This is a genomic window from Microcoleus sp. SVA1B4 (genome assembly GCF_036700545.1).
Classification (GTDB): domain Bacteria; phylum Cyanobacteriota; class Cyanobacteriia; order Cyanobacteriales; family Microcoleaceae; genus Microcoleus.
On the sequence record NZ_JAUBPB010000047.1, the window covers coordinates 16,686 to 28,838 of the forward strand.

At 45.6% G+C, this 12,153-nt stretch carries 11 protein-coding genes; 5 read left to right on the top strand and 6 right to left on the bottom strand.

Going from position 1 to position 12,153, the window contains the following annotated elements:
* Positions 1–189 precede the first annotated feature (189 nt).
* The 3 genes from QT987_RS19990 (at position 190) to QT987_RS20000 (ending at position 2,228) form a co-directional block, all read left to right on the top strand.
* On the top strand, positions 190–759 hold the full coding sequence (locus QT987_RS19990; protein WP_333243357.1) for a tetratricopeptide repeat protein: 570 nt from the start codon (positions 190–192) through the stop codon (positions 757–759).
* A gap of 55 nt (positions 760–814) precedes the next feature.
* Positions 815–1,777, top strand: a complete 963-nt coding sequence (locus QT987_RS19995; RefSeq protein WP_333243360.1) for a hypothetical protein — start codon at positions 815–817, stop codon at positions 1,775–1,777.
* A gap of 157 nt (positions 1,778–1,934) precedes the next feature.
* Positions 1,935–2,228: a DUF3288 family protein gene (locus QT987_RS20000; protein ID WP_333243363.1), complete on the top strand. Its 294-nt coding sequence runs from the start codon at positions 1,935–1,937 to the stop codon at positions 2,226–2,228.
* A 355-nt stretch (positions 2,229–2,583) separates the two neighbouring features.
* On the opposite strand, the gene QT987_RS20005 is transcribed toward QT987_RS20000, so the two are convergent.
* The 6 genes from QT987_RS20005 to QT987_RS20030 form a co-directional block, all read right to left on the bottom strand.
* On the bottom strand, positions 2,584–3,525 hold the full coding sequence (locus tag QT987_RS20005) for a hypothetical protein (protein ID WP_333243366.1): 942 nt from the start codon (positions 3,523–3,525) through the stop codon (positions 2,584–2,586).
* Between the two features lie 860 nt (positions 3,526–4,385).
* Positions 4,386–7,202, bottom strand: a complete 2,817-nt coding sequence (gene secA, locus QT987_RS20010; RefSeq protein WP_333243369.1) for a preprotein translocase subunit SecA — start codon at positions 7,200–7,202, stop codon at positions 4,386–4,388.
* A 610-nt stretch (positions 7,203–7,812) separates the two neighbouring features.
* Positions 7,813–8,121 (bottom strand): hypothetical protein, encoded by a 309-nt coding sequence (locus QT987_RS20015; RefSeq protein ID WP_333243372.1) that lies wholly within the window; start codon positions 8,119–8,121, stop codon positions 7,813–7,815.
* A gap of 105 nt (positions 8,122–8,226) precedes the next feature.
* Positions 8,227–8,607 carry a retroviral-like aspartic protease gene (locus QT987_RS20020; RefSeq protein ID WP_333243375.1) on the bottom strand — a complete coding sequence of 127 codons (381 nt, stop codon included), beginning with the start codon at positions 8,605–8,607 and terminating at the stop codon, positions 8,227–8,229.
* 37 nt (positions 8,608–8,644) lie between these two features.
* Positions 8,645–8,959 (bottom strand): hypothetical protein, encoded by a 315-nt coding sequence (locus QT987_RS20025; RefSeq protein WP_333243378.1) that lies wholly within the window; start codon positions 8,957–8,959, stop codon positions 8,645–8,647.
* A gap of 91 nt (positions 8,960–9,050) precedes the next feature.
* A complete protein-coding gene (locus QT987_RS20030) occupies positions 9,051–9,989 on the bottom strand; it encodes a ribonuclease Z (RefSeq protein WP_333243381.1) in 939 nt (312 codons plus the stop codon).
* 264 nt (positions 9,990–10,253) lie between these two features.
* On the opposite strand from QT987_RS20030, the gene QT987_RS20035 reads away from it, so the two are divergent.
* The gene (locus QT987_RS20035; RefSeq protein WP_333208884.1) at positions 10,254–11,429 is read left to right on the top strand and encodes a SpoIID/LytB domain-containing protein; all 1,176 of its coding nucleotides are present in this window, start codon (positions 10,254–10,256) and stop codon (positions 11,427–11,429) included.
* Between the two features lie 470 nt (positions 11,430–11,899).
* Positions 11,900–12,124: a hypothetical protein gene (locus QT987_RS20040; protein WP_015174403.1), complete on the top strand. Its 225-nt coding sequence runs from the start codon at positions 11,900–11,902 to the stop codon at positions 12,122–12,124.
* Positions 12,125–12,153 lie beyond the last annotated feature (29 nt).

Sequence of the window (12,153 nt, forward strand, 5' to 3'; positions counted from 1 at the left end):
TTTGCTGACTTTTATCTCGCTTTAATCGGAGTTCCCTAAAACCTCTATGCTACGGTTGGTAATCAAAAACTGTCCGAACTGTTGGTACAAAAACAAATTTAAAATTGAAAATAGTCATAATATCCCTAGAAATCGCGGTTGCTAACTAACAGTTGTGGTAAAGTAGTTTTGGCTGTTAAAGTAAAATCTATGACCGCAAATTCCGAGTTAGCAGAGCAGTATTTGTCAGCGGGCGAGAGCCTCCAGAAATCAGGAAAACTTGAGGAGGCGATCGCTCAATATCAAAAATTACTAGCCATTCCAGCAGATAATGCGATCGCACTCAACAAGATCGCAGAAATTTATTATACGCAACAGAAATATGTAGAGGCGATCGCCTCCTGTTACCAAGCACTTCGCCAGCAACCCAATTTCGCCGCCGCCTACAAAACTCTAGGCAATATCCTGCAAGCCCAAGGCAAAATAGAGGCGGCGATTCGCGCCTACTCCAAGGCGATCGAATTCGATCCTAATTTTGTCGAAGCCTATGTTAACTTGGGCAGTATGTTTTACAAACAAGGCCAGCTCGATGACGCCATAACTTACTATCAAAAATCTATCGTTATTCAACCAGATTTAGCCGTCGCTTATTGGAATTTAGGCAAAAGTTTGGAAGAGCAAGGTCGAATTAATGAAGGTTTATTTTATCAAAAAAAAGCTCTAAATTTACAGCCGGAGTTAGAAGCTAGAAGCAATTTAGTAAAAAATCACACTTACTGAAGAGGAATGTTATAGTCGGAATAATTCAATTATTAATGATGCAAGCTGGATCAACATGGAAATTAGCCAGAATCCGCTCCAATTCCTAACGGCTAAAGTACAAGAAACTGTTGCCGATACCCAAAACTTAGCCAACGAAATCGCTGCTAAAGTTGAGGAAAGTGCAACTGTATTAACAGGGTGGGTACAATCAGCGCCAAGTTCAATGGTTAGTGCTGGGGCGATCGCCACTCAAGAAGCTTTTAAAATAGCACATAACATCCGTTTTGAGAACCTGCCAAGAAATCTGCAATTGAAATTTGCTAGGGCTGGCGTGCGTGACGGAATGCGAAATGTTAAAGAAGCAGCAAAAGTATTTGAATCCATACCCGCCCAAATTCGTGCCCAAGGCCCAGAAGCAATTCGCAACTTCTGTCAAGATAAAGATTGGAGTCACATCCAAGCGCACGTCAATGGAGGCGGAAGCGAAGCTGCTAACGGGATTTTTGAATATTTTTGGGTGAATCGTGCTCGCGGTGGTGTAGACATGACTGCTGCAGAATTAGCAGTCGCTAAGCAAGTTTTAGCGGATGCAGCGTTTAAAGCAGCAGTTGCGGAAATCGTTGGGGCTGCAATGAAAGGGGCGATCGCCGCCGCAGTAATTGAGTTAATATTTTCTATCTTAGAAAACTCGCTATTGTGCGTTGAAGGCAAAATTACCCAGTCAGAGTTAGTCGAACAAGTCGCCACCGCCACCGCCAAAGCTGGCATTGCTGGTGGTGTTATTACTGGCATTCTGTTAACACTGTGCATGATATTTCCCCCCATTGCCGCGCTTTTAGGTGCTGCTGCGATGCCCTTGGCGGTTGCAGGTATTGGTTTTATGGGAATTCGCGCCTGGGAAATCTTTTGTCAGGGCGATCGACTATTTGGTATTACTCAACAAACACAAAAATTTCTGGGGATGACTGAAGCGACAACACAAGCAAATAATCAGAATCTTGACTTTTTCAAGAAGTCGAAGTTTTTGGTATTCTGATGATTGGGAAATATAAATATGTAGTTAAACACCAAAAATAATCCTAGAACAACCTGAATTGTAGGGGCGGGTTTTACCAACCATAATAGCCTAAGACTAATAATCTTATAAACCCGCCCGCTCCCATGTAATGTTTATTTCTACCCACTTACTTAATATGGATTCATTAGAAAAAACTCAAGATCAGCAGCATCCGCAATACAAGCGCGATCGAGCCAGTGTCGATACTTTATTAGCAGGAGAAGCAACCGAATACAATTTATCGGAATTAGCAAGATTAATAATTCGCTACCGAGGATTTCCCGGCGCTAGAGATATCCAAGCAGACTTAAAAAAAGTCCTGCAAAAATGGAATTATACCGAAGAAACTCTTTATGAACAAACCCGCCAAATTCACGCTACAGGTGAGGTTTACAGGCGACAAAAAAGCGATCAAGAAGATTGGGTCTAACTTTAGAAACCGGGTTTTTGGCAGTTTCTGCGGGCTGTAACGCGTCTTCTCGTAAAAAAAGCCGGTTTGTGACCAGTCGTGCGTCTACGAGTATTAAAGCAAAGTGCGATCGCCTCAAGTCAAACTCAAAGGCGATCGCACTTAATTCCACTCAACTAGGCCTGAAAAGCCCGCGCTACAGAAACTACCTTACAACAAAAACATTTGTTGTAATATCGCTTTGAGCAACCGCTTCAACCATACCCAAATAGTTAGTGCCGACGTTAATTGCCGTAGCACTGACAGCAACTCCTCCATTCAGATTCAAACTTACAGCTTCATTAGTTTCTAACCACTAAATCGCCCGTACTGCTATTTATTGACAAGCTACCCTCGTAAAATACATCCCACAACTCGGGCAGGGTGTCCAGCTTCCTGTGCTTGGATCGAATTGCAATGTACCCCTGTTGCTTCCACTTGCCAATTGGAAGTTCACAGCCTTTCCATATCCCCTCAACCGACAAAACGTATCTGCCCCCAATTGGCGTGCGTTAGGATCTAGCCCATTAGCACCTTTTAGCGCTACATCAATTGGGATACCATTTTCACCGACAGGATTTTCAAAAAGGCGGATGCCACTGTTACCTCCATTTGGCGTTGGAGTTGGTGGTGTAGGCTGTGGTTTAACTGGGGTAGGCGGTTGTGGTAATTTGCACCAGCTAAACTCTAAATCATTCAAAGCAGTATCATCTCCCCTTCCTTGCTGACCTTCAACTTTCGCGCGAACACCACAAATTGCCGAATTCGGCGGACCTGTTACCCAATTTGGTGTCCAAGCTCCCCATTGAGCTCCACCAGATGCTTCAATTACAGTGCTATTACTATTACTACAGCCAAAAGTTACAGAATTTGCTCCTGTATCATCACCATTGCCTTGTGGTGGTTCTACTTTCAGTTTAAATGCTGTTGCATAACTTCCTTTCGGGCAATTAGCTCCTTCACCCCAATTCCCCCAAAATCCCGGATGTGGTACAATCCGCTCGACCATGTTTCCCGCACGATCGTAACAATATAAGGCAACAGCATTGAGTGCAGTATCGTCGCCCCCACCTTGATTCGGTTCAACCCTCATCGAATATCCACCCACGTAGCTACCACCAGGGCAATAAATTGCGGTAGACCATCCTCCCCAAGGTGTGGCATTAGGAGCATTTTTTACGCCAGTAATGTCATTGCGAAAAGAAGCAGCACTAGCAGTCAAAGCGCTAGTGATAAGAGAAAGCGCTAAACCGCTGGCAATCCACACATTATTTTTCATAACTAAACCTCTCAATTGTGATGATTCTGGTCAATCGTCAGGGGATATTTTTTACACTCCCCGATAGCAATAATCCGGACAGTTTTTAGGCGTTGCTGAATTTAGGTAGGAATTCACATTTCCCAATTGCTATAAGACCCGGGAGGGTGAGTTTTGTAACATCAAGCGAAAAGTTGATTCATACCGTGAATCAGCAACACCAGTTTGTATATGGCCCAATGGCTTATTCTGTAGGACTTTGAGCCACTGTGGATAATTAAATCAATGTCAGCTCCACCCCGCTCGTTGCATTTAATTGGACTTTATTTATCATCCTTGCGCCGCGTAAGCTTGTAGTCTCGTTCCAAAAACTGTCCGGAGTATTGCGATAGCAAAGGCGGTTAAAAATTAGGCTAAAATGAAAGAGCGACAGTCAAAGTTCAAGAATTCACTAAATTGTAATACCCTTACTTTGCACCACTATTTGTGATGTATCCCCACCCAATAAAAATTATGGTTGGGGCTTCCGATATAGTGATGGGATGAGCCAGACGGAGCTATTTTCTGATGTATTCTAGCTTCTTTAATGGCTAATATCGTTTCCGGTTGGAACGGAATTATTTATATATTTGGATGGTCAGTGCGAGCGAGACGCTCGCACTACTCTATACTGCATGATTCCGATTTAACCGGATTTGATATAACTTCTTTCTGGCACGATCGCCCTTTTTCTTAACAGACTTCTTGGCAGAAACAGATGAGAGTTTTGACTCAGACGATTGTTGGTTCGCTTTTATTGGTTGCATATCGCTAACCCCACCCAAATCAAAGATTATGGGTGGAGACTGCGCGATCTCATTTTCCTTCAATTTTCAACTGCGTCAAACCATCTCTGGTGAAACTTGCATTGCCGGCTGCGGCTGGAACTGGAACAGCGAATAAACCACATTGCGGCGGATATCCGTCATCATGTCCAAGAACAGCTCGTAACCTTCAGTTTTGTACTCGATCAGCGGGTCTTTCTGGCCGTAACCGCGCAGCCCTACAGACTCCCGCAAAGCATCCATTTGTTGCAAGTGTTCCCGCCACAAAGTATCAATTTGCTGCAAAATAAAGAACCGTTCCGCATCTCGCATCAATTCAGCTCGGATTGCATTAACTTCCGCTTCTTTAATGTCGTAAGCATTGCGGACTTGTTCGTGCAGGAATGTTTTAATTTCCTCAACAGACAAATCTTCTAGCTGATCCGGTGTCATGTCAGCCAGCAGATAAACAAATTCCTTCACCTTGCTGACAAGTTTGTCGAGTTCCCATTCTTCCGAAGGTAAATCGGGATTGATGTATGCTCCCACGATGTCGTCCATCGTCTGTTCGGCATATCTAATTACCTGTTCTTTCGAGTCCAAACCTTCCAATACTCGGCGACGTTCTGCATAGATTGCTCGACGCTGATTGTTCATCACTTCGTCGTATTCAAATACCTGCTTGCGGATGTCGTAATAGTAGGTTTCGACTTTTTTCTGAGCGCCTTCGAGGGAACGAGTCAGCATTCCCGATTCGATCGGCATATCTTCCTCAACACCGAAAGCCTTCATCATACCGGCCACCCGTTCGCCGCCGAAAATCCTGAGCAAATTGTCATCCAAACTCAAGAAAAACCGTGTAGAACCCGGGTCTCCTTGGCGTCCCGCCCGGCCGCGCAACTGATTGTCGATCCGGCGCGATTCGTGGCGTTCGGTACCGATGACGTGCAAGCCTCCCAACCGCACGACTTCATCGTGTTCGGTGCTGGTAAAAGCATCGTACTCCCTGCGAGTTAAATTGTAAGCTTCCCGCAATTTTTGAATTACGGGGTCTTTTGTCGGCGCTTTTTCCGAAGCTATAGCCACGATATCATCGGCTTGCAATTCCGTGAGCGATCGCTCGCCGTACTCCTTCACCGCCAATTCCACCGCCGCTTTGAGCATTTGCTCAGCATCTTTCGATAGCTGCGTCGGGAAAATCTGCGCCGAAGCTTTCCAAGACTTTACCTTTTTCGCAGTTTGACCAAAACCTTGAGGTGCGGGGCGGCCGCCAATACCGGGTACTTGCACCAGCGAAAACCCGTCCTCATCTTCGGGTTGCACAATCCGGGGCATAAAATACTCCCGCAACTTGAGGCGCGCCATGTACTCAGAATTACCGCCCAAAATAATATCAGTACCGCGTCCCGCCATGTTGGTCGCGATCGTGACAGCGCCTTTGCGTCCGGCTTGAGCAATAATTTCTGATTCCCGCTCCACATTTTCCGGTTTAGCATTCAGCAAATTGTGAGGAATTTTCCTCTCCAGCAGCAGCCGCGACAGCAACTCAGACTTTTCCACACTCGTAGTACCCACCAGCACCGGCCGACCGATCTCGTGCATTTCCGCGCATTCTTGGGCGATCGCATTCCACTTCCCAGGCTCCCCCTTATAAACCATATCCGAAAGGTCAGTACGGCTGGTAATCCGGTTAGTGGGAATCAGCGTTACTTCCAGATTGTAAATCTTCTCAAACTCAGTCTCTTCAGTCTTCGCCGTCCCCGTCATCCCCGACAGCTTCGGATAAAGCAAAAAGAAATTCTGATAAGTAATTGTCGCCAGCGTCTGAGTTTCCGGCTGAATTTCCGCCCGTTCCTTAGCTTCGATCGCCTGGTGCAAACCGTCACTCCAGCGCCGTCCCGGCATCACCCGGCCGGTAAACTCATCCACAATCACGACTTCGCGATCGGCATTGACGATGTAGTTAATATCCTTAATAAACAATTCCTTCGCCTTAATCGCATTAAAAATGTAATGCGCCCAAGGGTCAGCCGGGTCGTACAAATCCGTAACACCCAACAAATTCTCAGCTTCACCAAAGCCTTCATCGGTCAGTAGCACATTCCGAGCTTTTTCGTCAACCTCGTAATGTTCTTCATTTTCCTTTCTCAGAGCAGCAGCCACCTCAGCCGCCCGGATATACTTCTCACTGGGGCGTTCCACCTGGCCGGAAATAATTAAAGGCGTCCGTGCTTCATCAATCAGCACCGAGTCAACCTCGTCAATCACGCAAAAATTAAAAGGACGCTGCACTACATCTTCCATGACAGTAGCCATGTTGTCCCGCAAATAGTCAAAGCCGACTTCGCTGTTAGTCGCGTAGGTAATATCGCAGTTATAATTTTTCTTTCGTTCCACCTGATCCATGCCCTGCTGAATCAGTCCCACAGTCAATCCCAGGAAGCGGTGCACCTGTCCCATCCATTCCGCATCCCGCCTTGCGAGATAATCGTTGACGGTGATGATGTGTACGCCTTTACCGTTGAGGGCATTGAGGTAAGCCGGTAGCGTCGCCACCAAAGTTTTGCCCTCACCGGTTTTCATTTCGGCAATTTGGCCTTTGTGGAGGATGATGCCGCCGAGGAGTTGGACATCAAAGTGGCGCAGTCCCAAAACCCGCTGTCCCGCTTCCCGCACCACTGCAAAAGCTTCCGGCAAGATTTCGTCTAGGATCTCTTTTTCTTCGTTGATAGATTTAGCTTTTGCCAGACGTTGTTGAAACTCGGCCGTTTTTCCTCTGAGGCCGTCGTCTGAGAGTGCGCGGAAGTCTTCTTCCAAAATATTGATATCAGCTACCCAAGGCTGAAATTTTCTCAGTTTGCGCGCGTTGGGATCGCCTAGCAGATTTTTAAACATGGCAGGAGAGGCAGATTTTTAATAATTTAGCTATTAGCTTTCAGGGTTACGGGCTGTAGTGTTAGCCACAACATATACCCTCCCCGATTGTAGCAACCATTGGGTCTCCTAGGCCGTCGCTGGGGGCGATCGATCGATTTTAGATTTTAGATTTTGGATTTTGGATTGAAGAATTGACCGAAAGCATCCAGGATACAAGCCCCCGGATTCATCCGTCCAGAAATAAAAAACCTGTATCCGATAAAGGAGCCCCCCAATTTATCCGTGGGGTCAATGCTTCAAATCTAAAATCTAAAATCTAAAATCTAAAATCTAAAATCGATTGACTTCTCTTGTCCCTTGCTGATTAAGCAAATCATTTCCACAAACTATTGAGTAGGGGCGTTATGCGGGCAGTTTGTGGATTAGGTGTATAGCCCGAAGGCGGATGAGGAGATTTTAGAGCAACGAGAAGTCATTGTAATTATGTCATTCTGAGCGAACCGAAGAATCTCGCTCGATTCTTCGCGGAGTTTACTTGCAGAACCCTTCACTCCGTTCAAGGGTAAACTCCGGCTCGGGCTCAGAATGACAGACAATAGATGCGTAAGTCCTGTAGTCAACAAAACGGTTACTGATTTTTATTGACGAACTTATAAGCTTGATAACCTCCGTAGGTTAAAAGTGCCCCTACTGCCACAATTCCTGCAACTGGCAGAGTCACTGGAGCAGCAACAATAGTTGTGGCTGTCGTTGTCAAGCCCAACCAACCTGCGACACCAGCAGCAGGCACTGTTGCAGTAGTGGCTATAGGTACGGTGGCAATTGTAATTGAACCCGCCAATGACGAACCACCAAGTGAACCACCAAGTGCAGCGATTCCAGCGAGCAAATCGTTTTTTTCCATTTTTATAACTATTATGATAATTACATATTTCATAATTTACTGCATATTTTATGTCCTGTCAATATCGAATCAAAAAAAATTAGGATTTTCCAGTGTATATACCGGGCTGCAACGCAGCTTTTTTAAAGATTGATAATCTCAACTATCCTTAAATTTAGGACACACTTCAAACGCTAATTGTGACCCATAAAAACAAACATCAAACTCAGTAAAAAAATTAGTGCGCCCTAAAAGAATGGGAATATTATTCACCCTAGTCCAGGCAAAAACTAACTGAACTGGCTCAAAGTCCCCTACTTTTGCCAAGACTAATAACCCTTTTGTTTCAGCACTCGCTAAATTCCCCGCTAAAGTAACAGAAAATCTTTGCTCTTCCCAAATTGCCCCTAACTGCACCCCAACATTATAGGGCAAAACATTTACGCTAGCTCCTGTATCCAGTAAACCCATAACCTCCACAGAACGATTTTGATAAGTTAGTGTTAAAGGCAGATACGGAACATCAGCTAAAACACCCATTCCATCTCGTTTAGGTTGAAAAGGATATCGCCTACTATTAAACATTTTGAGTTTGTTTCTGCTCAATTTCTAGGAACTGCGTCAATTGCTCTGCTGCACTATTAGAAGTATGTACTGAATACATAATTTCAGCAGATTCATTACCCATGACAATTCCTTCTTCTTTTGCCAATTCGGCTATTAAAAACAGCATCATTTGAAATTTTTCAGCACGGGACAATTGAAGCAGTTGGGCTAATAATTCAAGATTTGACATAAAACGCCATTGAATTCGTTTTTCTATTTTACCATGACCTTGAGATTTAAACCACTCCATAACAGCAGTGTCAATCCTTAATTCCTGAACAGGCAAGATGCCTGTTCCACAATCAAAATCAAATTGACTCTTTGTGGAGCAGGCATCTTGCCTGTTCTTGAGAATAGTGCAACATCTCAGATTAACCCTACTCTTCAACAGGCCTGGGCACTTCGTAAGTCAAAAAGTCATAGGCCATTTTCGTATTCGGAAAAATAGCCTGCGCTTCCTTGAGCAAATCATCCAGGACGATCGCATTTCCAGGAGCATAACGCGGGCTAAAATGCGTCATAATTAGCTGTTTCGCCCCAGCGATTAAAGCAACTTGAGCCGCCATTGTCGAAGTTGAATGCAGGCGATCGAAAGCCATTTGAGCATCTTGATGAGCAAAAGTAGCTTCATGCACCAACAAATCAGCATCCTTCGCTAATTCCACGGCCCCGTCACAAAAAACCGTGTCAGTACAGTAAACAAACTTCCGCCCGACTTGATCCGGGCCGCAAAAATCCGTACCTTTAAACTGTCGCCCATCCTCTAACTTTACCGTCTTTCCTTGTTTTAATTGACCGTAAAGTGGCCCGGAAGGAATGCCCGCTGCCTTCGCTTTTTCTACATCAAAATGTCCCGGACGATCTTTCTCAGTTACTCGATAACCAAAAGCAGTAACTCGGTGCTTCAAAGGGCCGCAGCTAACAATATATTCGTCATCTTCATAGATGACTCCCTCGTGAATTTTGTGTACCTTAACCGGGTAAGAAAAATGAGTTTGAGAATAACGAACGCCAGCTTGCAAATATTCTTCAAGTCCCGGAGGCCCGTAAAGATCGATGCGCTTGACATTCCCCGCCAAACCGCAGCTAGCCAGCAAACCCATTAAGCCGAAAATGTGGTCGCCGTGCAGGTGAGTGATGAAAATGCGGCTTAGTTGGCTGACTTTGAGCTCGCTGCGGAGAAACTGGTGCTGAGTTCCTTCGCCGCAGTCAAACAGCCAGAGTTCCGCTCGCTGGGGCAAGCGGAGGGCGATGCTGGAAACGTTGCGCGATCGCGTGGGTACGCCGGAGCTAGTTCCGAGAAATGTAATCTGCAAGAGTCAAATCACCTCAATTAAGTCTTAAAAAATATGTTACATATATCCAGAGTGCGGCTGATCCGACATACAGGAAATAGTCGCAGGCAGGAACCGGGATAAATCGCTGTTCCTGGGAACATCTACTTGCTAAAATCATTTTCGACAAGCGCACAGAGTGCCAAACCCAATTCTAACGTTTTCTTTCTTCCGTTCCCCTTCCTTTTTCCCTTCCCTTCCCTTAAAAATTCTTAAACTCACACAGCACAGGAGGAAAATTTTCAAATGCAGTCAGGAGTATTCTTTGTTTCCGTTCTTTCGACATTAAAAAAACGCTACTTTTGGATTTCCTTGTTGTTTTGGCTGGCAATGGTAGCCCCAGCACAGGCCGCGCTGATCTTGCGAGTGGCGGTACAAGACGGGGCAAGTCAGGTAAAAGTCGGCAGTTCTACTAAGGCTGCAATCCGCGACGGTAGCGGGCGCAATTTGGGCGAACTGCCGGCAAACAGTTCTCAGTCGGCTCAATTTCGATCGGGAACAGTGGCAATTGGTCGCTGGGCCGCCAACCAAGTTTGGATCGAGCCGACGGGGAACGGTTATGTCTGGATTGGCGATCGGTGGTATCGGGGACGCACGCTTCTAGTTCCTCAAAAAGGAGGCTTGACTGCCATCAACTACGTCAATATCGAACAATATCTCTACAGCGTTCTCGGCGCCGAGATGAGTGGCAATTGGCCTCAAGAGGCTTTGAAAGCCCAAGCAGTCGCCGCCCGTTCCTACGCTATCCACCAGCGCCTGAAAAGCGAAACCGACCTTTACGACGTGGACAGCACTCAGTATTCGCAGGTTTACAAAGGACTGCAAACAGAATCTTCTGGCACTTATTCTGCAGTCGATGCAACCGCTGGTCAAGTTCTGGCCTACAACGGTCAAATTATTTTAGCCGCTTTCCATTCTGCGTCTGGGGGACATACTGAAAATGTCGAGGATGTTTGGACAGAACCTCTGCCTTACCTGCGTGCTGTTCCTGACTTCGACCAAGGGGCGCCGGTTTACCAATGGAAAGAAAATTTTTCTCGCGCTCAAATCAGCAGTAAGATTTCTGGCGTGGGCAATGTGATCTCGATGAAGCCAGAACGCACTACCGCTCACGGCAGCGTTTTGAGGATGAAAGTAGTCGGAGATGGCGGTTCTAGGGTCATGACTGGCGCAGATTTACGCCGAGTTTTAAATTTGAGGAGTACGCGGTTCACCGTGATTCCTCAATATGGGGGCGGTGGGAACTCAAGGAACAGCGGCCAAGCTCCTACCGGTTTTCAAGTTGCTGGCAAAGGTTTCGGCCATGCTGTAGGAATGAGCCAGTGGGGTGCCTACAATTTGGCCAGGCAAGGATACGGCTACCAGCAGATTTTGTTGCACTATTACCGAGGTGCTACTTTGGCTAGAATTGCAGTCCAGTAACTGCTGGGAGTGGGCAAAAAAGAAGTTCGGCAACGGATTATGTAACGGATGTAACGGATGTCAGGAAGAAGGAAGAAGGAAGAAGGAAGAAGGAAGAAGGAAGAAGGAAGAACGGAAAAACAACTATTCCTGTATCTCTGACTTCCGTGTCCTGAATACAAGGAATTGGGAACTTGTACGGCCCTTCGACTACGCTCGGGAACCGCGTAGTGGCAGGCCAGAAACCGCGTAGCCGAAGTATTGGAAATTGGGAATTGGGAATGACTAATGACTAATGACTAATGACTAATGACTAATGACTAATGACTAAGCTGTCACGCATTTAAATTGCATATTCAGGGCGGGCGAGACGCCCACCCCACAAGAATTAGATTGTTTTTTGACATTCTATTTAAATGCACAACAGCTTAATGACTAATGACTAATGACTAATGACTAATGACTAATGACTAACTACATTAAGGATTGCTATGCAAAAGTGGGAGTATTTATTTGTGGATGCGAATATGTATCCTTTTGGAAACAAGCTGATTAGTTTATATGTAAACGGTGAAGAACAGCGAGATTGGAAACAAGGCTCGCTGCATCTATTTGTCAATCATTTGGGGGAGGAAGGATGGGAACTTGTGGCTCTGGATCATGACTCGAAGTATGACCAAAATTGTTTAATTTTTAAACGCCCTAAGCTTATTTAATAAAAATTAGAGTAGGAAAAATTATGAGA